This window comes from Psychrobacter sp. JCM 18901 (assembly GCF_000586435.1).
Classification (GTDB): Bacteria; Pseudomonadota; Gammaproteobacteria; order Pseudomonadales; family Moraxellaceae; genus Psychrobacter.
The window spans coordinates 15,996-41,646 of the sequence record NZ_BAWH01000025.1 but is presented as its reverse complement, the minus strand read 5'-3'; the positions used below and the strand labels follow the sequence as shown (position 1 = coordinate 41,646).

The following is a 25,651-nucleotide window of genomic DNA, read 5'->3' as shown; positions in this document are numbered from 1 at the left end:
TAGTTCAATTAATTAGCCTAAAATCTATTTGTGTCAGATGCTTGAGAAGTTATAGAGGCCGTAAAAGGTAATGATTGGCTACGACGGAAATACTTCGAGGTGCTATCAATAATTTTATCTACTTCCTTAATTAAATCATTAATCACGTCATCGTAAATACCATGATATAGCTCTTTTTCAAATGCTGTAAATGGGTGTTTGCGCGACGCTGAACCCACCTCAGTCACGCCGTCTTTGCTATAAAAAATATCTACGCGACCATCACTATTCAACACACAATTTAATAATCCACCTTCAATCTCCAGCTCTACGCGTTCTGGCATAAAAATATAGTCATCTACATTGATAAGCTTTTTCTCTACTTCTCGTTTAAAAAATGATTTGATATCGAACATAGGTACATCCCTAACTTTATAATTATAAGATACGTGAGCATGCCGAGCACTGTGACTGTTACCCAGTATTCATCTGCGTGATTAACGGGTCATGCTTTACTCAGTTATCGTATAAGATAGTGCTAGATTATTTAAGGTGCGATATGTAAAACTGCGTTTGATGTTGGTAAAAATGTGCGATTGACTTTGAATGGGATATAGACCCAACGAAACAGAACCAGAAAAATAGACTCAACAAAAAAAGAAGCGACCAATAAGCAACTTCCCTTTTTTATTATCGAACTCCATTGACTAACTGAGTTAGACCCAGCCCTTCTCACGAAATGATTTGAGTACCTCTACAAATACTGCCATCTCATCAGGTCTGCCAAGTGTTAAGCGATTAAAGCCACTGATTGGCGCAAACTCACGCCCGACAGCAATGCCATGTTCGCGCATTCTATCGATATAGGTTTGCACATCGCCTTTTATTTCATGGAATATAAAGCTTGCCTGCGATGGCAAATAGCGTAAGCCAAGCTCATCTAATGTTTGCTCGACCAGCTGACGCGATTGATTGGCTGTACGTAAGCTCAATGCTAGAAATGCTTCATCATCAAGAGTCGCTAACGCAGCTACAGCACCTGACAAATTAGTATTATCAATCGAGATAAATGCTTCTAATCTAGCTATCATTTGCGGGCTAGCTACTGCATAGCCAACACGCATGCCCGCGAGTGCACATAGTTTTGAGAAAGTACGCACTACAACGATGTTTTCTGAGTACTCCTCTCGTATCCATGCGACACCACTCTCAAAACTTGGATCAGTCACATACTCTGAATAAGCTTCATCTAATAAAAAGTAATGGTTACTTGGTGCATGCCCTACCCATTCTTTGAGCTTTTCTGTGTCAGTAATAGTCGACGTTGGATTATTTGGATTGCACAGATAAAACAAGCTAATACCGTCAAAGTCATCAGCGACTTTTTGCATGCTTTGCAAGTCAAAGGCATAATTTTCAGTGGTCAGCGGTACTTTTACCACAGGCACATCGACGGATGTCGCGTATAACTCAGCATAGGCAAAGGTTGGATGCGGCACGATAACTTGGAATTTTTTTGCCTGCTACTAATGCTTGATTTTGTAGCATTTGGACGACAGTACGAATATTTTCACTAGAGCCACTACCCAGTGAGATTTGGCTCTCTGTCACACCGTTTATCTCAGCGACTTTGGTAATCAGCGCCGCACGTTGGTCATCGGGATAACGAAAGCCGATGTCTAAAGAGTCGACAACGGCTTGTTTGGCCGCATCTGACATGCCGAGTGAGTTTTCGTTAGAGTTTAATTCTATTAAGTTGTTGGTAAGCACAGTAAATAATACGCCTAGATTATGTCCATTCCAAAAATTTATTATATGTTGACAATGTGGTCTATGAGAACAACAAGCCTAGCCCAAATAGAGCATTACAAATGCTCGGCTTGTTAGCATTTGACTTAAATTTTTGAAATATTATATGGGTGGTGAGATTTATGCGGATATGGTAAGTGGCAATGCGCAGTATTACAAGTATTCTGCACATTCCGATATTGAATAAACCATAAAAAGTGAGGTACTCAACAAGCACCTCACCTTCGCTATTGTTTAGCCTCTTTTTAGCTTCAATATTCGACCCAAGTTATCAGATTAAATGTGCTTTTAACTCAAGCACTTTATCACGCGTTTTTGCTGCTTCTTCAAACTTCAAATCACGCGACATTTGCTGCATTTGCTTCTCTAATCGTTTGATTTCTTTGGCAAGCAGATCAGGACTACGCAAGATATTGATATCCACATCTGGCAAGTTACTCTTAACTGGGATAGCTTGATTGTCATTGGCATCCAAACTTTCACCAGTATCAATCTTGTCTGTGATACTACGGCGAGCACCTTTTGGCGTGATGTTATGCTCAAGGTTAAAAGCAATCTGCTTATCACGGCGACGATCCGTCTCATCTATCGCCTTTTGCATACTTGGCGTAATGCGATCAGCATAGAGAATAGCTTTACCGTTTAAGTGACGCGCGGCACGACCAATGGTCTGAATAAGCGAACGCTCTGAACGCAAAAAGCCTTCTTTATCCGCATCAAATATCGCTACCAGTGATACCTCAGGCATATCCAAGCCTTCACGTAATAAGTTGATACCGACCAGCACATCATGCACGCCAGTACGGAGCTCATGAATAATCTGCATACGCTCAACAGTATCGATGTCCGAATGTAGATAAGCGACTTTTACATCATACTCTTTAAGATAACTGGTCAGATCTTCCGACATACGCTTGGTCAATGTGGTAATCAGTACACGCTCGTCCTTTTCACGGCGTTTGGTAATCTCTGATAGCACATCATCGACTTGCGTCAAGACAGGACGTATCTCAATCTCAGGGTCAATCAGACCCGTCGGACGAACAACCTGCTCTACGACTTGCTCGCTGTGTTCAAGCTCATATAGCGCTGGCGTGGCACTAACATAAATGGTTTTGGGCTTGATACGCTCCACTCTTCAAACTTCATCGGGCGGTTATTCATCGCACTTGGTAATCTAAAACCATAATTGACCAAGTTTTCTTTACGCGATCTATCGCCTTTATACATCGCACCAATCTGCGAAACCGTCACATGCGACTCATCAAGGAACAACAAGGCATCTTCTGGAATATAATCAAACAACGTCGGCGGCGCTTCTCCTGATGGACGGCCAGAGAGATGCTGTGAGTAGTTTTCGATACCGTTACAGTAACCAAGCTGCTGGATCATCTCCAAGTCATACTGAGTACGCTCTTTGAGACGCTGTGCTTCAATCAGTTTGTTGTTGTCACGGAAGTATTCTAAACGCGGCTCTAGCTCAGCACGAATCGTATGGCTAGCTGCTTCTAACTTATTGCGCGGCGTCACATAGTGCGACTTTGGATAAATGGTAATACGTGGCACGCTGCGTACTGTCTTACCCGTTAAAGGATCAAACCACGTAATCTTCTCAACCTCGTTATCGAATAAATGCACACGTACGGCTAGCTGCTCAGACTCAGCAGGATAGATATCTAACAGCTCTCCACGCAAGCGATACGTACCACGGCCAAAATCTAGCTCGTTACGCGTGTATTGCATCTCAACCAAACGCTTGATGGTCGCCGTACGGTCGATGTTATCGCCCACAACGACATGCAATAGCATTTTTAGATAACTTTCTGGATCACCCAAACCATAGATACAAGATACCGAAGCGACGATAATCGCATCGCGACGCTCTAACAAGGCACGCGTGCGGAAAGGCGCATCTGATCAATATGATCGTTAATAGCGCTGTCTTTTTCGATAAAGGTATCACTAGCAGCAACATACGCTTCTGGCTGATAATAGTCATAGTAACTGACAAAATATTCGACCGCATTATTAGGGAAAAACGATTTGAACTCACCATATAGCTGAGCCGCTAGCGTTTTGTTGTGCGCCATAATAATGGTTGGGCGCTGAGTTTCAGCGATGACCTTTGCCATGGTATAGGTCTTACCAGAACCAGTCACACCTAGTAGCAACTGCTCGTCCATGTCCGAATTGATACCGTTAACTAGCTTTTTGATGGCTTGCGGCTGGTCGCCTGCTGGCTCAAAGTCAGTCACCATCTCAAAGGCACGACTTGATATTTGCGTCCCTGACGCATTAACACCACTAATTTCAGCTTCGCCTTGGAGCTGAGTGGCCAATTGATTTAACTGACGCGATGAGCGCGGTTCAGGCATTCGCATAATGGTTTTCTTCTTCTTAAGGTTTATAACAATATGGGGTCTGAGCAGCGGTTTTTAAAGGAGAATAAGGAGTCTTATCCTATAGTCGAAACGCTCTCTCGTTGCCCAAAATATGAGTATATAAAGGTAAGATTTATTAAAAGTTAAGGCTTAATAGTAGCGGATAAAACTTACATCGTTATAAAAAAACGCACACAGTATTCGATAAATTTACAAAGCTTTTCACGGTTAACAAACTCGTTACACGACCACCTAACAAAGCCTAACACTCAAGGGTTCCAACACTGAATTAAGCTGCTATTATCGTTCTTGAATTAACAAGTTGATGACTTTTCAGTACTAGTGAACAAATAGCTTTATAGCAATTCGTATCATTAGCTGTAACTTGCTTGTCATCGAATAGAAGACCAATAAAAATACATTGAACTTTCATTCAATATAATAATTTTAAATAAATGACGGAGTAAAATATGAGAGAACGTTACGCAAGTGGTATTTCAGACGAAACTGCGAAAAAAATGATTGATTTGCTAAACGCTAACCTAGCAAACGTTATCGATTTAACCTTAGATGGTAAACAGTGCCATTGGAATCTACAAGGTACTGGCTTCATCGGTGTGCATCAGTTATTAGATGAAACATCAGAGCGTATCCTTGAAGTATCAGATACCATCGCGGAGCGTATTGTAATCCTAGGTGGTCAACCAAACGGTTTGGCAAGTCGCGTAGTCAAAGAGTCTATCCTAGATGATTATCCAACCGACATCACTGAGGTAGATCAGCATGTACGTGAGTTAACTAGCCGCTATAAGAAAGTCGCAGAGACATTGCGCGAAGCAATTGCCACAGCTGGCGATGCAGGTGATGAAGACACCGCTGACTTATTTACAGAAGCTAGCCGTATCGTTGATAAAGACGCATGGTTCATCGGTGCAAACGCACCAAAGAAATAATAGCATTCAATTTGACTAGTCACTAAGCACTAGAGTTATAAAAAAGCGTCATAGTTGACGGCTTTTTCGTGTCTAGGTTTTTGAATTTAGCAAACGTACTTAAAAGCATTCGATATGACATACGTATTACATATTCAATCCATCAAACCCTCAGATTAAATATTCTCTAAACTTAGCAGCTCAGCGTTAGGTTCGGACAGCGTCAAGATAGCCTCTTGAAAGACTGGGTTACCTCTAAATAAATTTTCAATCTCTTCAAACTTCTGAGCGATATGCTCTTCTTTTTGATTGCCTGCGATATCTACTGCCGCCACCATAAATATCTTTTTTTGGGCCGACCCACTCTAAGTGCAGGTAAGACACACTATCGATATCTGGATGATTCAGCAGCTCGCTCAAAACGTATTCGTGCATCCGGTCAGTGACTCTATGCCCGACTAAGAAATCTCGGTTACGACTGATCAAAAATATGGCGACGACACCCAGTAGTAGACCGACGATGATAGACCCTAACGCATCCCAATATGGTTCGCCCGTATAAGCGTGCATCCCCATAGCAGCAGCGGCAATCACCAAACCGATGACTGCTGCTAAATCTTCAAAGAATACGCCGCGCAACGTTGGGTTGGACGTATCTACGACATAGCCAAGTGCACTGATATCGAGCGCTTCACCATGCTTTTTACTTTGTCTGTATGCCTGAATCAATGAGATCCCTTCGAGCACAAACGCTACTGCCAATACGATAAAGCCAATCGTATAGTTAGCCTCAGACTCAGTAGCGTTCCATTCCTTAATACCGGTATAGATAGAGACAATCGAACCTGCCGTAAATACACCGAAAGCCGCAATCATCGACCAAACGTAAGACTCTTTGCCGTAGCCTAACGGATGGCTTTTATCAGCAGGTTTGATAGATTTTTTTTCTGCGACGATGAGCAAAGTACCATTACCAGCATCTGCCATGAGTGAGCTGCCTCTGCAATCATGGAGCTGAGCCTGTCATAAAGGCGGCAACGGTTTTTGCGATTGCAATAACTAGATTGGCCCCGACTGCAATTAACACAGTGATCAGTGAGCCTGAATGCTCATCATTGGTTTCAGGGCTTTGATTAAGGGTATGTTTTAATTCAGGGTCATTTGGAATTTTAGGATTGCCCGCCCCACGCGCGCGAGGTGTTTGCGCCTTAGGAGAGGCTGGTAAATGACGCTGGGGATTAGCAATAGATGGCTTTAGACTCATGCTAGACTCACTGAAATAACGTATTGATAGTAGAATTTTTGCCGTAGATAAATGGCTTGAAACATACATCAGCTTAAAATAAGCGCTCTACAATAACAGTGTCTTTTTAGTGAGTCGTTGTATGAATTATTAATTCAATAAAACTGGACAACTTTATACAATAGACCTCTTGCAAAAGTCATAGTTTAAGCTCGGAATTAATGATACCAGCAAACAGCTTCATTCTAAGATCATAGCGCTGACGACGGTTGCGATATTTATGAGCCACGATTTTAAACAACTTGATTAAGCCTATTTTGTGCTCAACCACAATACGGAACTTTGCCAGATAGTGATTGGCCTGTTTGCATATCTCCAATAACTGACCACCACGAGGTTTCTTAAATGGTGTGAAAGTTTGGTTATGTAGCTTTGCTAACCCTTGATAACCACTGTCTGCTAGATAGTTAGTGTTCTCAGGTAACCAATCAGGACAAGTATCTTTATATAGCTTAAAATCGTGGATTGACCCTTTACAGGTTTGCACATCAAGTATCAAACCGGTTTGCCAATGAACGATAACCTGCGCTTTTAAGGTGTGTTGTTTTTTTCTTGCCGCTGTAGTAGTCTCTTTGGTTTTTTTTGGACGCTCAATTGGGGTTTCGGTGGCATCGACAATGACGACTGACCAATTGATGTCCTCATCGACGCGACTAGGCAACTTTTTAGGCAATTCAAACCTGCCAGAGTCAATCAGCATGTCTTCTACTTTACGAATGATACGGCTAGCAGAAGACTCATGAATACCAAAGTCCATACTGATATGATAAAGCGTGCGGTATTCACGCCAATAAGTAAGGGCCAGTAATATCTGCTCCTTAAGACTGAGCACGCTTGGTCTACCTGATTTGGTCTTAGATGCTTCATGCTCTTCCATGGCCTCAAGCATGTCATAAAAGGTGGTTTTATGAATGCCAGTGTAGCGTTTAAAACCAGCGTCACTTTGTTTGAGTAGCTTATCTATGTTTGGCATATCTATTAAGTAAGTAGAGTTCAATGATATACGTTGTGTATTACAACTACTTTTGCAAGAGGTCTAATTTTAGCTAGTTCTAAATAACTAGGGCTATTTTTCTCTTTCGTTATACTCTTCGTTCTCGCCAAACTGCTTGTTAATCTCCTCGAAGTCGCAACTTGGACGATGCGAGCTTTCCATACGCAGCTTCTTTCGCTCTTTAGCTGCATCAGCTCGACATTGCTGCATCTTGTTTTTGATATCGAGTGGCGGTGCGGAGGTTGGTTTGCCATTGTCATCGATAGCCACCATCGTAAAGTAACAACTGTTGGTATGACGGACGGTACGACCGCGCACATCTTCTGCTTCGACGCGGATACCTACTTCCATTGAAGTATTACCAACATAATTGACACTGGCGGCAAAAGTAACCAGCTCGCCCACATATATCGGCTCACGGAACATCACCTGATCGACAGACAGTGTCACCACATAGTTACCACTATAGCGACTGGCACAAGCATAAGCGACCTGATCAAGCATCTTGAGCAAATCCCCACCATGCACATTGCCAATGAAATTCGCCATATCAGGTGTCATCAGTACTGACATATATAGCTCGTGGTTTAATGGGGCTTTTTTTTGGCAGTGGAGCTGGTATTGTATTGCGGCATAATATTCCTTAATGGGTTAACACTTATTTATTATGTCTACCATTTATACAGCAGGTCGCCGTATAGCACAAACAGACCTCTGTCATTGGACAGTCTAAATTGTGTAAATCAGGGCTATTTAAACAGCGTTATATAGGCCAAGATATAAGCATTAGCTTAACCAGTGAAAACGATACGCAAGCCAAGCTACTATGGCGCTAACCGAACCGGTCAAAATACCACCCCAAACAAAATCTACCAACGCTGTATCTAGCGTAAAGCCCTTATACAGTGCTAAATTGGTAAAGTCGTATGTTCCATAAGCCATCAAGCCAATCAGCCCGCCGAGTAAGAAAATATGACCAACCGATGCACCTGCTTTGATTTGCGGATACAGAACCAAAATACAAAGCGCCAATATATAAAACATATAAAACACGCCAGCCGCCATCATGTTTGGCTCATCAGCCAATAGATGCCCGATACGCGACTCATAAAAGGCGCCTTTCATGGTCGTTAGCCATACAGCATCGACACCCAAAAAGATAACCACAGCAGCGAGATAAATAAAAACGTAACCCATGATATTACCTCTTATAAAATGAATAAAAACGGATAAAATTTATAGTGTCAGTCTTGGTTGAATAAAGTCTAAAAATGCCAGAATACGCGAAGATACGGCACTGTTTTTGTAATATACCGCCTGTATGGCTTCGCGGTTATTTGGTCTGACTATCGCCTCGGGCAATACCTCAACCAATCGTCCAGATTTCAAATCTTCACCAATCATAAAATGTGACAATAAAGCGATACCTTGGTGATTTAAACATAGCTGACGCAGGGTCTCGCCGCTACTGGCTGTCATGTGGAAATTCAGTTTAACTGGTGTTTTTAGTGGCCAGCTATTTAGTTTTGACGCATCGTTAAAGCCAATTAACTTATGGGTGCTCAAATTATCAATATTCAAATCCTCAATATGAGTCACTTCATTATACTGATGTAAATATTCAGGACTGGATACTAGCCGCAGCTTACTTTTACCTAATAGACGTGCATGCAAATTTGAGTCTTTTAAATCGCCAATTCTGATAGCCAGATCCGTTTTGTGCTCAAGCAAATCGATAATATTGTCATGCGAGGTAAGGTCGAGAGTGATATGTGGATATTGCGCCACAAAACCACCAACCAAAGGCGTCAGTTGATGAAAGACAAACGGGCTCGCGGCGTCAATTCGTAGATGGCCACTCGGCGCTTGCTTTAACAGCTTAATCGCCTCTTCACCGGTATATAACGTATTTAAACTCTCACGCGCATATCTTATAAAGACATGCCCTTCCTCCGTCAGCTCCAAGCGCCGTGTCGTTCTATTTAGCAGCGTGCATTGCAGTGTATCTTCGAGTCTGGACACTGCACGAGATACTTTAGCTACTTGCTGATTCAATAAGTTGGCAGCGCCAGTAAAGCTACCCGTGTCTACTACCGTCAAAAATATCTCTATGTCTTCTGTTTTAGCATGTCCCATCATCATGATTACCTTTACAAAATTGACAAAGGTATTTTGTCATTTGTGCTGTTTTTTGCAAACTATAAATCGGTCAAACTACGCGCATCATTTAATTATTAGGATGTCGTTATGCCACTCGCTTTATGGGCGCTTACTCTAAGCGCATTTGCAATTGGGACAACCGAATTTGTCATCGTTGGATTGGTGCCAACTATTGCCGCCGATCTCGGCGTGAGCTTGCCTTCCGCAGGGTTGCTCGTTAGTCTATATGCCGTCGGTGTCGCCATCGGTGCCCCTATACTTACCGCACTCACTGGCCGCTGGAATCGCAAAATAGTACTGATGAGCCTAATGGGTCTGTTTGTCATCGGCAACTTGCTGGCTTGGCAAGCACCCAGTTATGAAACCTTGATACTCGCCCGTATACTGACCGGTCTGGCGCATGGTGTGTTTTTCTCTATTGGTTCCATGATTGCTACTAGCCTTGTTAGTAAAGAAAAAGAAGCTAGCGCAATTGCCATTATGTTTACAGGACTTACTGTGGCGCTCGTCACTGGCGTACCCCTTGGCACATGGATTGGACAACATTTCGGTTGGCGCGCTACGTTTTTGGTCGTCTCAGTACTAGGTTTAATCGCTTTAATTGGTAGCGCAATATTAGTACCGAAAAACCTAAAAAAATCTATCCCTGCAACGTTCAAAGAGCAACTACAAGTCATTGTAAAACCACAGTTACTGCTGGTTTATCTCATGACTATTCTTGGTTATGGCGGTACGTTTACGGCATTTACCTATCTAGCACCTATCTTAGAGCAGCAAACCAAATTTGCACCATCAGCCATTGGGCTCATCATGCTCGTATATGGCGTGTCCGTTGCTATTGGTAATATCTGGGGCGGAAAACTTGCAGATAAACGTGGCCCTATTAGTGCGCTTAGCATTATATTTAGTGCCCTAAGTGTCATTCTTTTACTGTTCACCTTTACTATGCAGTCCAAGATTGCCGCAGTGCTAACTATTCTAGTATGGGGTGCTTTCGCCTTTGGTAATGTACCAGGTCTACAAATCTACGTGGTTAAGCAAGCTGAAAAATATACGCCAAATGCCGTCGATGTTGCCTCTGGATTGAACATTGCTGCATTCAATATCGGTATTGCACTGGGCTCAATCATCGGTGGTAGCGTGGTTGAAAATATGTCATTACAAGACACAGCTTGGATCGGTGCTGTTATTTCTTTAATGGCACTAGCGGTCACACGCTATTCAGGTCTACGTGATAAGCGTGCCCTGCCAGCATCGTAGAACCTTTCGATGTACAACCTCTCAACACATGGGTCCCAAACTGTTTGTGCAGTATGAGACCCTATTAATGTCATAAGCAAACCATATCTATATGATTAGACTTATACTGATGCGGTGTCTGTTCTATCTTCTTCACTAAATGTCTCATCGTTCAAAACCGTTTTATGATTTAAGACGGCAGATGGCAAATCAGAAAAATGTAGCGTATCGATATTGTTAGGCTTCACCGCAGTAACTTGTACCACACCTATCGTGCGCTCCAAAAACCCACCTTCGCAATAGCAAAAGTAAAACTGCCATAGGCGGATAAAAGCATCGTCATAGCCAAGCGCTTGAATCTCTGCACGCTGGGCCATAAATGCAGCACGCCAGTCACGCAGCGTGTACGCATAATCAAAACCATAATCATGCAATTGTTTGACGACCATATCGGTCTGCTCAGTAAATTGGGTCGTCAGCTCTTGGTTTGAGAGCAGACAACCACCTGGGAAAATATGCGTTTGGATAAAATCAACCGAGTCGATATAGTCTTGATAATTTTGATCATTAAAGGTGATGGCCTGCAATACCATAAGACCTGTCGGCTTGAGCAAGCTATTACACTTGGCAAAGAAAGTCGGTAGATACTCATGCCCCACCGCTTCAATCATCTCGATACTGACTAACTTGTCATATTGACCTGTCAGCTCGCGGTAATCTTGTTTGAGCAGTGTGATTTTGTCAGACAATCCTGCTGCCTCGACTCTTCGTTGCGCCTCGTCATATTGCGCATCAGAGATAGTCGTGGTGGTCACATGGCAGCCGTAGTGTTTGGCCGCAAAGATAGCAAAACCGCCCCACCCTGTACCAATTTCGATCACATTATCATCCGCACTGAGCTGCAAACGTTGGCATATGAGCGACAGTTTGTGCTGTTGCGCATCGCTAAGCGTCACGTCAGGCGTAGGATAGACTGCTGATGAGTACATCATCGTATCGTCCAAAAACCGCTCATACATATCGTTGCCCAAATCATAATGCGCTAGGATATTGGATTTGGAGCCAGATTTGTCATTACTACGTAGCTGATGCTTCGCTTTTTCAAATGCTTTACTAATACCAGCAAAACGATTCTCTAGTTTATTCAATACAGCCAAGTTACGAGCTGCCAACCGAATCAAACCTGTTAGATCATCCGTATCCCATTCACCATCGATATAGCTGTCTGCTAGCGCGATAGAGCCACCAAGTAATAGCTGACGATAAACAGCAGGATCATGAATCTGTAACGTCACATGTAGCGAATGGCGACCAACCGCCGAGCTACTAGCATCATTAGTAGCTACTTTGCCAAAGCTACTTGTCTTAGGTTCCTGCTCATCAAATGTTTCAATCAGCGTGAGGCTACCAAACTGAACGTGCTGCAACGCACGAAAGATAAGCTTTCTCGCTAAGTGATTCACACTATTGCTGACTGGCTGTAGTACAGCACTTTCATTAACCACTTTGCTCACACGAGCAGTTAATTTTTCTAGTTTTGTGACTGGTGCTCGATCGGTCGGTCGTGCTGGCATCGTGTATTTATCCTTATTTAAATGCTTTATTTTTTAGTAGTACATTAACGAGATTTTTAGATTGTTGATATTTAAGATTGCTGTAAATATAAGACATCTTTTGCGTTCGATACTGCTAGCTGCTTTTCTGTTGACTGTCGGCCAATTTTTCATCGTAGTTGATATACGGCACCTTTTTAATCGCATAGAGCTTGAACGCATGCCAATAAATACGGGTTAATGATGTCATATTCATCAGAGGGTTTTTTCGCAAGCTATGACGAACGGCATCTTCTGTCATTGGCACCCCTGATATCTTTATACCAGTTTTTAGCACTTCACCGCGCTCATCACTGATATTGATAGCGATACGCACTTGTAATCCAGTATTAGATTGCTCGTCTGTCTTTGTACGTTTTACCGTAACTTGCCAGCGGTACAGCTGATCGATAGGGTTAAAAGGTGATACGTGAAAGTCCTTGTCATGACAAAAATCAGTATCCTCTCCTTCTAACAAAAACCCGTAGTAATGGCGCTTGTCCCATGGCGTATTAGACACTTCAGCCAATAGATGAGTTGGCGTTTGCTGCGCATCAAACCCTAAGTAAAAATTAACTGGGCTAAAGTACATGCCCGCATTACGGCAGATAAGCAGTCCCAACATATCGCCTTCAGGTGCGCTCCCCGCATATTTCTCGAATGCTCGGCTTAGACGCTGCTTCAATGCTTGATTAGACCGCAAATTGCTATCAATATTTTTATTGTTACTTATGTTTTCATTGTCATTTAGGCTTTCATTATTACTTAGGCTATTGGTACTCTGTAGGTCAGTATGCTGTAGCTCAATATGCTGTAAATAGTCATCAGCACAGAAACGTTGTAGCGCCTTTTTCTTTGCTGAAAATAGAGGTAGACCTTTTGCTAGTAGCTTTTTTGGTAACACTGTACGTAATGGTAATTTTTCTAAAAACTTACTCTCATCAAATGCTGCTGTACTAATTTCAGGAAGTTCCTGTCCTGCCGCTAGTGCGCTAATATTGATGCCCCAATAGCGATAAGGGTAGACGAATTTATTCACACTAGGTAGCAGCCGACTGTGCCATGTCGTACCCTCAAACAGCTGATGCGGCAATGCAGTGGTATCATAAGAATACTCATGACTTGGCATAGCATTGGTATCTTGAGCGGACGTGGTCATAAATAGTCTCTTGGGTAACGGCGTACTTTTTATATAGCGAATCTTTCAAAACACTTAGAATACATAACGGCATTAATCGTCATATCATTTGGTTTTACGGCGACCGAATAAGCCACGCTTCTTATATTGGCTCGTATCAGCAGTTGAACTCTGCAAACGATTAGCATACTCGACCAGCTCCTGATTGGTTGTCGCTGTGGTTACTTCACGCTTGTTCAGTCTACGTAATTTGGTATCCGCTTTTATAGGTAAGTCTTTATAACGGAAAGGCGTATGCGCGCTATCAGCGTCAGGTAAATGAGCTGGATCAACCTCGTCTTTTATATCAATATCAAGCCCAAGCGCCTGACAGACGCGTAATCCACTGCGTACGCCATCTTCATGAAAGCCATTAAACCAATAGGCTCCGCAGAAATGCGTGTGCGAACCGTTACCAGAGATACTCGACCATTTAGTCTGTGCCTCAATCATCGCAAGATCGAATACTGGATGACTGTAATCAATGCTCTTAATTATCTGCTTATCATCGACGCTTTTGTTGTCTACAGCTGGATTTAGGGTGACCAAATAATTGTGTTTTTTGGTCAAGCGTTGCAGGATATTCATATGATAAGTCAGCACTGGCTTTGCAGGTACTTGTGCGTTTCCAGACGCTTGCTCATCCTTAGTATTGCCTGAGTTTGTTTCATCTATTAAGTAATTCCAGCTTGCCCATGCAAGTGGTTTCTTAGGTAAAACACTGGTATCGGTGTGCAATACAGCCGTGTTTTTGGTAAAGCGAAAATGACCTAATACTTCAGATTCATCGGTGCTTGCATCCTTTAAAATCTTTAGCGCAGTATCTGCATGACAAGCAAATATAACCTCATCGAATACAATTTTTTCGCTACGGTTGTCAGCGTTACCTTTATCCTGCACTGTCAAAGCATTCTGTACTGTCAAAGTTACTTGCTCACCATCACGAACCACAGATTGTACTGGGCTATTGACTCGTATCTTGCCACCCGCTTTGATAAAGCGTGGAATCAGTTTATTGACATACTGTTTTGAACCGCCTTTTATCGTAAACCACTGCGGACGATTGACCACGTCTAGCAACCCGTGGTTGTCAAAGAATTGTGCAAAAAAATACCAGTGGGAAATCTTGTACTTCATCTAGACTGGTTGACCATATAGCCGAGACCATTGGCAATAGATAGTTATCGGTAAACAGCTGACCGTATTTCTTTTGCGTCAAATAACCGCCAAGCGTTTGCTCTGCAAAGCTACTGATATCTTGCCCTTGAGAGCGTGCGCTATCATAATCTTGGCGTAGCTGTTTGATATGCTTATTAAACTGCAAGATATCTTTGATAAACTGCCAGAATTTTGGATTGAGTACATTTTTACGCTGTGATAATAAAGTATTAAGCGTATGACCATTGTATTCAAAATGACGTGCAGTATTTTTGACAGAAAAACTCATGTCCGTTGCCTGAAATGGCACCTGCAACTCATGCAGCAAACGAAAGAAGTTCGGGTATGTGCGCTCATTGAAAACAATAAACCCTGTATCTATCGCACTACTCTCTACATTACTACTCTTTGCTTTTTTTACCGTCTTGTAAAGCCACATTAATCGTGTTTACATGCCCGCCGATATAATCATTGGCTTCAAATACCGTCACATCATGTTGCGTGCCTAGATAATGGGCGCATGTCAGTCCTGATACACCTGAGCCGATGATAGCGATACGTTTTTGGGCAGTCTGATGGTCAGAGTCTGTTGCAGCATTAGTAGCAATCTTTTGGTTACTTGCACGCTTGAAACGAGTAAACGGCATAAAAGCATTCCCTTCTATATTTTTCTGTCGATATGATGGCTAAGAGTTCTATTGATAGTAGATTATTTTTTTATTAAGTTTTTCACTAACTTGCTGCCAGACCAAATCAGGCAACGTGCCCAATGCTTTTAAAGGCATAGTCAATTTCTTTGGAAATTCAATCACCTCATGCCCACTTTCGATACCGTCGCGTATGGCTTTACTGGCCTGCGCTGGCGTCTGGATAAATGGCATCGGAAAGTCATTCTGTTTGGTCATCGGTGTCTCAACAAAACCAGGTACGACTAAGCTAACTGACACATCATGCGGAGCAAGGCTAATCTGTAAGGTCTTCATCAGATAATGGATAGCAGCTTTTGAACTACCATAGGCCTCAGCGCGCGCAAAAGGCACATAAGCAGACGCTGAACCGATACCGACCAAGCGACCTTTTGAAGCGATTAGCTTTGGCAGCACTCCTTCGATCGCATGCGATAAGGTACCCATGTTTACTGACATCACTTTCATAAACACACTGCTATCAAAGTTCGGCATATCTAAGTACTCGCACATGCCAGCACCGCAAATTGCTAGATCGACATTGTCGATTTTTTCAAAAGCTTCGATGACCTTTTCTCGATCCATTAAGTCTAAATCAATCGTTTTTGCGCCTAACGTCTTAAGCTCAGCCAACGCTTCGTCGTCACGGCCGACTGCATATACATGATGATCTGCTAGCAGATAGTCTTTTGCCAACTGCTTACCAATGCCCGACGTCGCCCCAGTAATGAGAATATGTAATTTTTCAGTAGAATCTGTCATCGTAAATATCCTTTTTGAGTCTTCTTATCTTTTTAAGTATTTTCATAATATGGAATTAATGCTCTTGAACTGATTGCTTAATAAAAATTTAGACCTTTGATAACAGCTAGCTATTATTGTTATTTTTCACAAATATCATTGGTCGCATTTCATTAAGCTATAGGCCATTTTATTTAACAAATCTAAATAATTATAGTGGTCGGCTACAGGTTTATTGTTGTGTCTTCGCAATCGTCTAGGCTTAAGCTTAATCTCAGCGTGTTATTTGTCATTTTCACAAATACCCTGCTATCACAAGCAACGACACAATATTCTGTTACTAGCGTCGTAAGACAGCTCAATATCAGCATGCTACAATGCAAAAACTAATGCAAAAACTAGCAATCGCGTCGTTTGCCGAAGCATCATCACCATCATCTATAGTCGAATGACCGCCGTATTACGGTAAGATGACGCTATCTTTTCTTAAACTGTCTGACATCTTGTCCTGATAGCAATGAAAACGTTATATAATTAATATCAGATTTTCACCAACCCCACCCTCATATAAAAAAAAGGATCTCTCATGAGCGAGTTGCAACTGTCTGACCGCGTCAACAACATCCAACCATCACCTACGCTAGCGATTACCAATAAAGCCAAAGAGCTAAAAGCAGCTGGTAAAGATATTATCGGTTTGGGCGCTGGTGAACCTGATTTTGATACCCCTGAACACATCAAAAAAAGCAGCAATCGATGCAATCAATGATGGCTTTACTAAATATACGGCTGTCGATGGTACGCCAGAGCTAAAAACAGCCATCATCGAGAAATTCAAGCGCGACAACGACATCAGCTATGAGCCAAATGAAATATTAGTATCGGTCGGCGGTAAGCAGTCGTTCTTTAACCTTGCTCAAGCATTTATCAATCCTGGCGACGAAGTCATCATCCAGCACCATATTGGGTCAGCTATCCTGACATGGTTATCATTGCAGAAGGCGTGCCAGTCATCGTCAAATGCCCAGCTGAACAAGATTTCAAAATTACTCCTGAGCAGCTAGAAGAAGCAATCACTGACAAGACTAAATTGTTGGTATTAAATAGCCCATCGAATCCAACGGGTATGATTTATACATTAGATGAGCTAAAGGCCATCGCTGAAGTATTAAAAAAAGCATCCACAAGTTTATGTAGCTTCAGACGATATGTACGAGCACATCCGCTGGACAGGCGATAAGTTCTACAATATCTTAAACGCAGCACCTGAGCTAAAAGATCGTGCCATCATCTTGAACGGTGTGTCTAAAGCGTATGCGATGACAGGCTGGCGTATCGGTTATGCGGGTGGCCCTGCTAAGCTAATCGGCGCGATGAAAAAGGTACAGTCACAGTCTACTTCATGCCCAACATCAATCAGCCAAGTGGCAGCGGAAGTCGCTATCAGTGGTGATCAGAGCGTACTAGAGCCGATGGTAGCCGCTTTTGAGAAGCGCTGTGACCTAGTCGTAGATGGTCTAAATGCTATTAAGGGCATTACTTGCTTGCGTCCTGATGGCGCATTTTATGTGTATCCAAATATCGTACCGCTTATCAAAGCGGCTGGCCTGTCATCATGTACTGAATTCTCAGCATGGTTATTGGACAAAGTAGGCGTGGCAGTCGTACCTGGCGATGCATTCGGTCTTGGCGGCTATATGCGTATCTCGTACGCTACTGATGAGGCAACATTGAAAGATGCACTATCACGTATCGAAAAAGCAGTGGCTGATTTAGACGTTGCTGAATAAATCGTAAATAGCAACGAGTCTTACCGCTGTTCATTAAAAAGACGCCCTATACACTCTATAGGGCGTCTTTTTTGCGAGAGTCTTAGACATAATTAGGAAAAACACGCTATCTCATCATTAAAATGACAATTTTTACTAATTATGCAAAAAAAAGGCTTGACGTATTTTTTAACTTTGCTAGAATACGCCCCACTTAGCAAGAACTCGTTAGAGACTTCTAAGGCTCGTTGTAAGCGATTAAACACTTACAGCCTATTCTCCAATAGCTCAGTTGGTAGAGCAACGGACTGTTAATCCGTGTGTCCCTGGTTCGAGCCCAGGTTGGAGAGCCACATTTTAGTAGTAAATTTCTTGAGTCAACTTTGATTCAATTATGGCATTTGCCAAAACCCTCATCAATTTGATGAGGTTTTTTTATGCGTATCATTTAGGTTCTGTTGAACATTCAAATGTGGTACTGGCAGTGACTATTTTTTTAGACAATACGCAGTGAAATTTTTGACGCCTAGTCGTTCTAGGTTAGACAATTTCGCCATGTATTGGCAAAAAAATAGCCCTGTCCTGAAAGGCTGATGCTAAAATCACCTCAAACGTTGTTGCAAGCCTAGTTAAGGTCTCGATATTATCGTCGGTTTACGCCTAGTTTGATGCGATTTTAGCGATCAGCAGTCCTAATATTTGAATGTTCAACAGACCCTAATATTGGTTATCTATTTTGCCATTTTGATAAGCGCTAATCACTACTTTATCTCATACTTGATTATGACAATGATATTTAAAAATGAATATCATTGTCACGATAGAATATTACTATAGCAAGTTTTCTATTGTCTAGTTTAGCTTGGCAACATTGTTAGCATTGGCAACCAAAATACCAATGCTAACAGTGTCACTAACAACACAGGCGGCGTGATCAGTAGACCAATCTTTATGTACTGCCCCCAGCTGATTTTGTAGTCCTTCTCTGCCAACACATGTAACCATAGTAAAGTAGCCAGACTACCAATCGGCGTAAACTTAGGGCCCAAATCATTACCAATGACATTGGCATAAATCATTAGCTCTCGCGTTGCAGCAGGTACTTGTGCTTGATCAATCGCAAGCGCACCGACTAAGGTGGCTGGCATATTATTCATAACAGACGCGACTATGGCGGATAAGAACCCAGTTCCAACCGTAGCAATGACGGCACCTTGTTGTCCCAACCAGTTGAGTACTTGCGCCCCATAGGCAGTAAGTCCTGCATTACCCAAACCATATACCACCAAGTACATACCGATTGAGAATAGTACGATTTGCCAAGCGCCTTGCGTACTACATCGCTCACAGAGACCACCGCACCACGCCCGCCTTGCCATATGCGACCAGCGATTGCCATTAGTGCAACAGCAGCGATACCTGTAACCAGTGAAATAGGCAGCCCCAACGGCTCTGTTGCAAAGTAGGCGACCAGTAGCAAGCCTAATAGTGGAAAAGCAGCTCGGAATACTAATGGATCGGTAATGGCAGATTCTGGAGCGCTTAGCTCGCTAGTTGAGTAGGTTTTTGGAATATGACGTGCATAGACAATCCACAATACCAGTAGCGTCGCTAATACAGACACTATATTGACCGGTACCATTACCGCCGCATAACGACCAAAGCCAATATCGAAATAATTGGCACTGACAATGTTGACTAAATTTGAGGTGACCAATGGCAAGCTTGCCGTATCAGCGATAAAACCAGTCGCTATGATAAATGCTAAAGCTGATGGTGGCGAAAATTTCAGACGTAGCAAGATAGCAATGACAATCGGGGTTAGTAATAGCGCAGCACCATCATTGGCAAAAAAAGGCAGAAATAAAGGCGCCCAATATGACAATCATCGGAAACAACAAGCGCCCTTGCCCATTGCCAAGACGTGCCACGTGCAATGCGGCCCAGCCAAAAAAACCCTGCCCGATCTAAGATAAGCGAGATGATAATCAGCGCCACAAAAGTAAAGGTCGCATCCCAGACAATATCCCAGACGATACCCACATCTGATAACTGCACGACGCCAAGCGCTAACGCGACTAAAGCACCACCCATGGCGCTCCAGCCGATGCCCAATCCTTTAGGTTGCCAAATAACTAAGACTAAAGTGACCACAAAAATAGCAAATGCAAGCATTGTACGACCTTACTTAAGCTGATTTTATTCAGCCGATTTAATATAGGAAATTAGATCGATTAGGAGGTTAGATCGATTTTTGATTGACGCGGCTCGATAGTTCTTCAGCACTCTCAACGCGTTCTGAATAACGATCAGTGAGATAATCTGAACGTCCGCGTGTGAGCCAAGTAAACTTCACTAGCTCCTCACAGACATCGACAAGACGCAGATATAACGGAGACATATCCATGCGATTGTCGTCGTTGAACTCCAAAAACGCTTTGGGTATCGAGGATTGGTTGGGGATAGTAATCATCCGCATCCAGCGCCCGAGAATACGCATCTGATTGACTGTATTGAAGCTCTGACTACCGCCGCTGACTTGCATCAGTGCTAGGGTTTTACCTTGAGTTGGACGCACGCCACCTAGGGACAGCGGTATCCAATCGATTTGCGCTTTCATAATACTGGTAATACTACCGTGACGCTCTGGACTCACCACAGCATGCCTTCTGACCACTGCGCCAACTCCCGCAATTCTTGCACTTTAGGATGGTCTGAGTCTACATCGTCAGGCAATGGTAGGCCGGATGGATCAAACATTTTTACTTCACAACCATACCAACGTAGCAATCGGCTAGACTCTTCAGCGGCCAATCTAGAAAATGAGCGCGCACGGACAGAACCGTATAGCACTAGTATTCTTGGCGGATGACGTGAGTCATTTGGCGCAACCAAAGACTCAATATCGATAGGCTGAAGATTATCTATATCAATATTGGGTAAGTCGTCTAAGCTAAATTCTGGCGAAACAGTAGGATCAACTGCCAATGCTTGGTCAACCTCAGTGTTTGTCATGAGTAACAACCTCGCCGTCTTCTTTTGTGAAGCTATTTACTGGATTGGCTAGCAATTCAAACACACGCTCTGACGGGCGGCATAGAGCAGCGCCTTTATCAGTCACCACGATAGGACGGTTGATTAAAATAGGATGCGCAATCATAGCATCGATAATTTGATCGTCAGACAACTCAGGATTATCTAGACCAAGCTCATCATTGATAGCTTCTTTGCTTCTTAATAGCTCTCTAGGCGAAATCTGCATTTGTGCCAATAGCTCAACTAAACGGTCGCGGGTTGGTGTATTTTTCAGATATTCCACCACTTCTGGCTCTTCACCTGACGCTTTAATAATGGCAAGCGTATTACGAGAGGTTCCGCATTTAGGATTATGAAAGATTAATGGCTTCATAGTTTTTACACCTATTTTATGTATTTATTGAAATGATAATTGGTTTAATCGTTACTTTGCTCAGCAGACTCATTTACGCTGCAGCTACTCAGGCTATCCATGAGTGACGCACACAATTCTGGATGTCCCGCACAGCAATCTTGCAACAGGAACTGAATGACGTTATCCATATGTGATAGCGAAGCACGATAGATAATCTGTCGGCTATGACGCTGTGAGACCACCCATCCTGCCCGTGCTAGCACCGATAAGTGGGCTGACATTGTGTTATGAGGAACAGAGAGCTGACGGGCTATTTCGCCCGCAGGTAGGCCTTCAGGCTCGTGGCTGACTAGCAGCTTAAAAGCCTTTAAACGAGTATCTTGAGAGAGCGCAGCAAAGCTTGCGATAGCATTAGTTATTTCCATATGTCCAATAATACAGACATATTAAAATAATTCAATGTTTTACAGATATTTTTATTCTAAAGAGATACATCTATGTGATTAAACTATATATATCAACAAGTAAAAGCAATTAACTAAATAGTGGAAATAATGATCACTTCACCTCTTTAACCTAAAATTCTCTACGTTTAGTCTTATGTAAATAACAAGTTTAATATATGTTATTGTATATTGATGACACTTATAAGTTCATGCTAGATTGAATGCAAGCTTATGCACAGTAAAACTAGATTTGGCTGATAGCTCTCGCTCTGTACTGCCAATAAACCTGATTAAAATAACTATTATGATTAAAACAACAATAAGGAAATGACCATGCTACTAGAGAAAATTAAGACACCTGGACTTTCGCACTTATCTTACTTGGTAGGCTCTAGTGGTCAAGCAGCGGTAATTGACCCACGTCGTGACTGCGCAATATATGTAGAAAAGGCGCGTGCAGCAGGGCTTGAAATCACTCATATTTTTGAGACACATCGTAATGAGGATTTGGTTTCTGGCGCACCTATCTTGGCTGCAATGACAGGAGCAATAGTTTTGCATGGACCCAATCCAGAACAACCTGTTGTCTACGCTGAGACCGCACGTAATGGTGATTGCTTTTCAATTGGCCAATTAGAAATCCGTGTCTTAGAAACGCCTGGTCATACCGATGATCACCTGGCTTATGCGCTGTTTGACACAGCGTACCCAGATAAGGCGGTTGGCGTTTTTACTGGGGATGCGCTATTCGTAGGTGATGTCGGTCGTACTGACTTCTATCCTGAGCGTCGTAGAGAAGTTGCAGGTCTACTTTATGACTCATTACAAGACATTTTAGCGCTCGGTGATCAGGCGATTATTTATCCGGCTCATGGTGCTGGCTCCGTCTGTGGTTCAGGTATGGCAGAACGTGAGTTTCTACCGTCGGTCACGAAAGAATGAACAACCCACGCTTACAGATTACCGATCGTGAGACATTTATTGACTTCAAGACTAGCGAAAACCATTATCAGCCGCCCTACTTCAGATTGATGGAGCGCCTCAACATGGAAGGTGGTGAAGCACCTCCAGTCGTTATGCGTCCGCGTAACCTTTCGCTCAAACAACTGCATGACTGCGATGCTGATCATCTCATCGATATTCGTGAACCCATGGCATATGCGTCAGGACACTTGCCCGGCTCTATGAGCTTACCTGTCAATATGCTACCTGCGTTTGCTGGATGGTTTATTGAAGAAAGACAAAGCTTGGCACTGATTGCCTCTGATGAAGAGCAACTGGCAACTGCGATGGAGCATCTGGTACGTATTGCTTTTGATAATGTTATAGGTGGCTATGTGGGTGTCGTCCCTGCCGCTACCAAAGGGGAACAGATGCAGCAAACCCCTATGATCGATACAAACGAGGTAGAAAGTCGTCTTAATAATGCTCAGAACTGGACGTTGCTCGATGTACGCGATATCGATGAGAGAAATACCAATGCGATCGAAGGCTCACAGCATATCTATGTTGGTCATCTGAACGAGCGTTGGCATGAGCTTGACCAAAGTCGCCACTACACCTTGATGTGTGCCAGTGGTGCTCGGGCAACGATAGCAGCAGGATGGCTCGCTAGTCGAGGTTTTGAGCACATTGATATCTATCTAGGGTCAATGGGTGCATGGCAAGCAACGCATGAGTAACTCTTTACCCTTAACTAAAATCTACAATGAGCTAAAACGCATCTCAAGTGTTAGATAATGAGTTCCAAGTAAAGCCACCAAAGAGTACTGTAACTAAGACATGCTATACCTAAAACAAGTACGACGACCTTTCTTTTACTCAGTATAAGACTGATATAAAAGAAGGGTTGTCGTTTTAGCTGACTTTTAAGTGATATGACTTGAGTAAATATAAGTCATGGCTCTAGATTCTAATTCTTACTGTATTTCCTTACCTGACTTATCACTCATAAAACATAGATACATAAAAAAAACAGACACAAAAAAAACCTCAAACAATCTAATGCTTGAGGCGAAACTTGCTTAAACTTAACAGTTTAAATTCGTTTTAAATATGGCGCAGCGGACGGGACTCGAACCCGCGACCCCCGGCGTGACAGGCCGGTATTCTAACCAACTGAACTACCGCTGCTTAGGTCTCTTAGCTTGTTTAGCCACTTGCTAAGAAGTGGTGGGTGATGACGGATTCGAACCGCCGACATTCTGCGTGTAAGGCAGACGCTCTACCAACTGAGCTAATCACCCTTCGAACAATTGCTAGGCAATTTATTCAACATCAACCGAGCTCTTAAGTTTGTCACTAAGCTCCGTTGCTGTGGGTGTGTATTATATAGATTTACTGTTGGGTGTCAAACAATATTTACCACTTTTTTTAGATATTTTTTTCGACTTTTATTAGAATGTCTAGCAAGCATTTGTTTTTATTGATTTTATATTTTCATACAAAACCAATGTTTTTTAGATTTAATGCTTATTTATTGGCTAGTGCTTGCTCGATGTCGTTTTTGATGGCTTCTGGCTTAGTCGTTGGTGCATAGCGGTCAATAACCTGACCTTTACTATCGACTAGAAACTTGGTGAAATTCCACTTAATACCATCAGTCAGCACGCCACTCTTTTGTTCTTTGAGCCATTCATAGATAGGATGAGCATCTGCGCCATTAACATCGGTCTTTGCCATCATCGGAAAGCTGACACCATAATTCTTTTGGCAAAACGCACCAATCTCGTCATTGCTACCTGGGTCTTGGCTACCAAATTGATTACAAGGAAAACCGATAACTACCAGTCCTTGATCCTTATACTGTTGATATAGCGACTCTAAGCCTTCGAACTGCGGCGTAAATCCACATTTGCTTGCAGTATTGACGATTAATAATACTTTATCTTGATAATCTGAAAAGGCTTGTGAGCTACCATCCATGCGCTCAGCCGTAAAATCATAAATTGTACTCATCATTTATCCTTAAATTGAGGTTTTTATTGTTTTGAGTGTCTATGCACTACTTCTTTTTCTATCATACACATAATAAAACTATTGAAAAGGAAGCACCTTGTACTTCCCTTTCACGTTTCTAATACTACTTAGACTACTTACTTCTCAGACTTATCTAAATCAATAGATACTGATTGATGCAATAACGCATGCCTGTTGTCTCAGTAGGACCATCAGGGAATACATGGCCCAAATGTGCGCCACAGTTGCTGCAAGTGACTTCGGTACGAGTCATGCCTAGCGAGTTATCGACGTGCTCTTCAATCGCGCTGTTATCGATACCTTGATCAAAACTTGGCCAACCACAGCTCGCATCAAATTTATTACTTGAGTCAAACAAGCTTGCACCGCAGCCTTTACAACGGTAAACGCCATCATCGGTCGCATCATTATATACACCTGTAAATGGGCGTTCAGTGCCCTTCTCACGCATAATATGATACTCATCAGCGGTTAAACGCTCTTTCCAGTCAGCTTCAGTCAACTGGCTGATTTCTTCTTTGCTTAGTTGATTGTCTTGCATAATTTATCCTTATTCGAGTATTTATTATCTAATCTCGGTAACTATTTTATCGCCATATGATTATGAGAACGACGTGCTCTATCTGTTGGTTATCGACGCACTATTCAAGACATATATAAGAAAAGTACTCTCTATATTGTAAGATAGATAGCATGATTGACGAGATTAACTGAGTCAAATATAGCAAACTAATTTTAGATAATAATGGGTAAAGATGTAATTTTGATACCCATACATTTTATAGTCTATATAAGAGATTTAGAGCCGTATGAACATAAGCCAAACGTTAATTGCAAGATATACTTGCAAATACTAATAAAGCTGATTGTAAAATCATTTGCAAATTAACTATCAATGCAATAATATCTTGCATT

23 protein-coding genes, 3 tRNA genes and 5 pseudogenes are annotated in these 25,651 nt (G+C 42.5%); 6 read left to right on the top strand and 25 right to left on the bottom strand.

What is annotated here, in order from left to right; genetic code table 11:
* Window positions 1-17: 17 nt before the first annotated feature.
* The 5 genes and pseudogenes from TT11_RS14940 to uvrB all read right to left on the bottom strand — a co-directional run.
* Window positions 18-395 carry a hypothetical protein gene (locus TT11_RS14940; protein WP_261871013.1) on the bottom strand — a complete coding sequence of 126 codons (378 nt, stop codon included), beginning with the start codon at window positions 393-395 and terminating at the stop codon, window positions 18-20.
* Between the two features lie 300 nt (window positions 396-695).
* Complete coding sequence (locus TT11_RS14935; RefSeq protein ID WP_261871012.1) at window positions 696-1,478, bottom strand: histidinol-phosphate transaminase; 783 nt, start codon at window positions 1,476-1,478, stop codon at window positions 696-698.
* The gene (locus tag TT11_RS14930) at window positions 1,450-1,749 is read right to left on the bottom strand and encodes a hypothetical protein (protein ID WP_261871011.1); all 300 of its coding nucleotides are present in this window, start codon (window positions 1,747-1,749) and stop codon (window positions 1,450-1,452) included. The genes TT11_RS14935 and TT11_RS14930 overlap by 29 nt, the downstream gene beginning before the upstream one ends.
* A 310-nt stretch (window positions 1,750-2,059) precedes the next feature.
* The gene (locus tag TT11_RS17520; RefSeq protein WP_370587872.1) at window positions 2,060-2,281 is read right to left on the bottom strand and encodes a UvrB/UvrC motif-containing protein; all 222 of its coding nucleotides are present in this window, start codon (window positions 2,279-2,281) and stop codon (window positions 2,060-2,062) included.
* A pseudogene (gene uvrB / locus TT11_RS14925) lies at window positions 2,261-4,046 on the bottom strand (excinuclease ABC subunit UvrB); the annotation flags it as partial. The gene TT11_RS17520 and the pseudogene uvrB, both read right to left, overlap by 21 nt.
* A gap of 593 nt (window positions 4,047-4,639) precedes the next feature.
* On the opposite strand from uvrB, the gene dps reads away from it, so the two are divergent.
* On the top strand, window positions 4,640-5,122 hold the full coding sequence (gene dps / locus TT11_RS14920) for a DNA starvation/stationary phase protection protein Dps (RefSeq protein ID WP_201579771.1): 483 nt from the start codon (window positions 4,640-4,642) through the stop codon (window positions 5,120-5,122).
* Between the two features lie 255 nt (window positions 5,123-5,377).
* On the opposite strand, the gene TT11_RS14915 is transcribed toward dps, so the two are convergent.
* The 6 genes from TT11_RS14915 to TT11_RS14890 all read right to left on the bottom strand — a co-directional run bounded on the left by TT11_RS14915 (window position 5,378) and on the right by TT11_RS14890 (window position 9,537).
* Window positions 5,378-6,088 carry a cation diffusion facilitator family transporter gene (locus tag TT11_RS14915; RefSeq protein ID WP_261871010.1) on the bottom strand — a complete coding sequence of 237 codons (711 nt, stop codon included), beginning with the start codon at window positions 6,086-6,088 and terminating at the stop codon, window positions 5,378-5,380.
* A gap of 19 nt (window positions 6,089-6,107) precedes the next feature.
* Entirely contained in the window at window positions 6,108-6,365 is a 258-nt protein-coding gene (locus tag TT11_RS14910) for a hypothetical protein (protein ID WP_261871009.1), read from the bottom strand.
* Window positions 6,366-6,543: 178 nt separating this feature from the next.
* A complete protein-coding gene (locus tag TT11_RS14905) occupies window positions 6,544-7,377 on the bottom strand; it encodes an IS5 family transposase (RefSeq protein ID WP_261871008.1) in 834 nt (277 codons plus the stop codon).
* Between the two features lie 93 nt (window positions 7,378-7,470).
* A complete protein-coding gene (locus tag TT11_RS14900) occupies window positions 7,471-7,971 on the bottom strand; it encodes an acyl-CoA thioesterase (protein ID WP_261871007.1) in 501 nt (166 codons plus the stop codon).
* 213 nt (window positions 7,972-8,184) lie between these two features.
* Window positions 8,185-8,595 (bottom strand): DUF2177 family protein, encoded by a 411-nt coding sequence (locus TT11_RS14895; RefSeq protein WP_057760908.1) that lies wholly within the window; start codon window positions 8,593-8,595, stop codon window positions 8,185-8,187.
* 39 nt (window positions 8,596-8,634) lie between these two features.
* A complete protein-coding gene (locus TT11_RS14890; RefSeq protein ID WP_261871006.1) occupies window positions 8,635-9,537 on the bottom strand; it encodes a LysR substrate-binding domain-containing protein in 903 nt (300 codons plus the stop codon).
* 108 nt (window positions 9,538-9,645) lie between these two features.
* Here TT11_RS14890 and TT11_RS14885 point away from each other — a divergent pair, with 108 nt between their 5' ends.
* Complete coding sequence (locus TT11_RS14885; protein WP_261871005.1) at window positions 9,646-10,818, top strand: MFS transporter; 1,173 nt, start codon at window positions 9,646-9,648, stop codon at window positions 10,816-10,818.
* A gap of 101 nt (window positions 10,819-10,919) precedes the next feature.
* Here TT11_RS14885 and TT11_RS14880 read toward each other — a convergent pair whose 3' ends face one another.
* The 6 genes from TT11_RS14880 to TT11_RS14855 all read right to left on the bottom strand — a co-directional run bounded on the left by TT11_RS14880 (window position 10,920) and on the right by TT11_RS14855 (window position 16,172).
* Entirely contained in the window at window positions 10,920-12,371 is a 1,452-nt protein-coding gene (locus TT11_RS14880; RefSeq protein ID WP_261871004.1) for a cyclopropane-fatty-acyl-phospholipid synthase family protein, read from the bottom strand.
* A gap of 115 nt (window positions 12,372-12,486) precedes the next feature.
* Window positions 12,487-13,548 (bottom strand): DUF1365 domain-containing protein, encoded by a 1,062-nt coding sequence (locus TT11_RS14875; RefSeq protein ID WP_261871003.1) that lies wholly within the window; start codon window positions 13,546-13,548, stop codon window positions 12,487-12,489.
* Between the two features lie 84 nt (window positions 13,549-13,632).
* Window positions 13,633-14,703 (bottom strand): NAD(P)/FAD-dependent oxidoreductase, encoded by a 1,071-nt coding sequence (locus TT11_RS14870; RefSeq protein WP_261871002.1) that lies wholly within the window; start codon window positions 14,701-14,703, stop codon window positions 13,633-13,635.
* Complete coding sequence (locus tag TT11_RS14865) at window positions 14,657-15,163, bottom strand: hypothetical protein (RefSeq protein ID WP_261871001.1); 507 nt, start codon at window positions 15,161-15,163, stop codon at window positions 14,657-14,659. The genes TT11_RS14870 and TT11_RS14865 overlap by 47 nt, the downstream gene beginning before the upstream one ends.
* Window positions 15,126-15,371: an FAD-dependent oxidoreductase gene (locus tag TT11_RS14860; RefSeq protein ID WP_261871000.1), complete on the bottom strand. Its 246-nt coding sequence runs from the start codon at window positions 15,369-15,371 to the stop codon at window positions 15,126-15,128. The genes TT11_RS14865 and TT11_RS14860 overlap by 38 nt, the downstream gene beginning before the upstream one ends.
* Before the next feature lie 48 nt (window positions 15,372-15,419).
* Entirely contained in the window at window positions 15,420-16,172 is a 753-nt protein-coding gene (locus TT11_RS14855; protein ID WP_261870999.1) for an SDR family NAD(P)-dependent oxidoreductase, read from the bottom strand.
* Window positions 16,173-16,737: 565 nt separating this feature from the next.
* Here TT11_RS14855 and TT11_RS14850 point away from each other — a divergent pair.
* Together TT11_RS14850 and TT11_RS14845 are read left to right on the top strand one after the other, a co-directional pair.
* Window positions 16,738-17,941 (top strand): annotated as a pseudogene (locus TT11_RS14850) (pyridoxal phosphate-dependent aminotransferase).
* 256 nt (window positions 17,942-18,197) lie between these two features.
* A tRNA-Asn gene (locus TT11_RS14845) sits at window positions 18,198-18,273 on the top strand.
* A gap of 504 nt (window positions 18,274-18,777) precedes the next feature.
* Here the strand turns inward: TT11_RS14845 and TT11_RS14840 are convergent.
* The 4 genes and pseudogenes from TT11_RS14840 to TT11_RS14825 form a co-directional block, all read right to left on the bottom strand.
* Window positions 18,778-20,095 (bottom strand): annotated as a pseudogene (locus TT11_RS14840) (arsenic transporter).
* A gap of 67 nt (window positions 20,096-20,162) precedes the next feature.
* Window positions 20,163-20,935 (bottom strand): annotated as a pseudogene (gene arsH / locus TT11_RS14835) (arsenical resistance protein ArsH).
* Complete coding sequence (gene arsC / locus TT11_RS14830) at window positions 20,922-21,329, bottom strand: arsenate reductase (glutaredoxin) (RefSeq protein ID WP_261870998.1); 408 nt, start codon at window positions 21,327-21,329, stop codon at window positions 20,922-20,924. The pseudogene arsH and the gene arsC overlap by 14 nt, the downstream one beginning before the upstream one ends.
* Window positions 21,330-21,373: 44 nt before the next feature.
* Entirely contained in the window at window positions 21,374-21,736 is a 363-nt protein-coding gene (locus TT11_RS14825; RefSeq protein ID WP_261870997.1) for a helix-turn-helix transcriptional regulator, read from the bottom strand.
* 354 nt (window positions 21,737-22,090) lie between these two features.
* Here TT11_RS14825 and TT11_RS14820 point away from each other — a divergent pair, with 354 nt between their 5' ends.
* Window positions 22,091-22,699: an MBL fold metallo-hydrolase gene (locus TT11_RS14820; protein ID WP_261870996.1), complete on the top strand. Its 609-nt coding sequence runs from the start codon at window positions 22,091-22,093 to the stop codon at window positions 22,697-22,699.
* Window positions 22,696-23,439 carry a rhodanese-like domain-containing protein gene (locus tag TT11_RS14815; RefSeq protein ID WP_261870995.1) on the top strand — a complete coding sequence of 248 codons (744 nt, stop codon included), beginning with the start codon at window positions 22,696-22,698 and terminating at the stop codon, window positions 23,437-23,439. The genes TT11_RS14820 and TT11_RS14815 overlap by 4 nt, the downstream gene beginning before the upstream one ends.
* 374 nt (window positions 23,440-23,813) lie before the next feature.
* Here the strand turns inward: TT11_RS14815 and TT11_RS14810 are convergent.
* The 4 genes and pseudogenes from TT11_RS14810 to msrB form a co-directional block, all read right to left on the bottom strand.
* Window positions 23,814-23,890 (bottom strand) — tRNA-Asp (locus tag TT11_RS14810).
* Between the two features lie 37 nt (window positions 23,891-23,927).
* Window positions 23,928-24,003 (bottom strand) — tRNA-Val (locus TT11_RS14805).
* 226 nt (window positions 24,004-24,229) lie between these two features.
* Complete coding sequence (locus tag TT11_RS14800) at window positions 24,230-24,715, bottom strand: glutathione peroxidase (protein ID WP_261870994.1); 486 nt, start codon at window positions 24,713-24,715, stop codon at window positions 24,230-24,232.
* Between the two features lie 137 nt (window positions 24,716-24,852).
* Window positions 24,853-25,277 (bottom strand): annotated as a pseudogene (msrB, locus tag TT11_RS14795) (peptide-methionine (R)-S-oxide reductase MsrB).
* Between the last annotated feature and the right edge of the window lie 374 nt (window positions 25,278-25,651).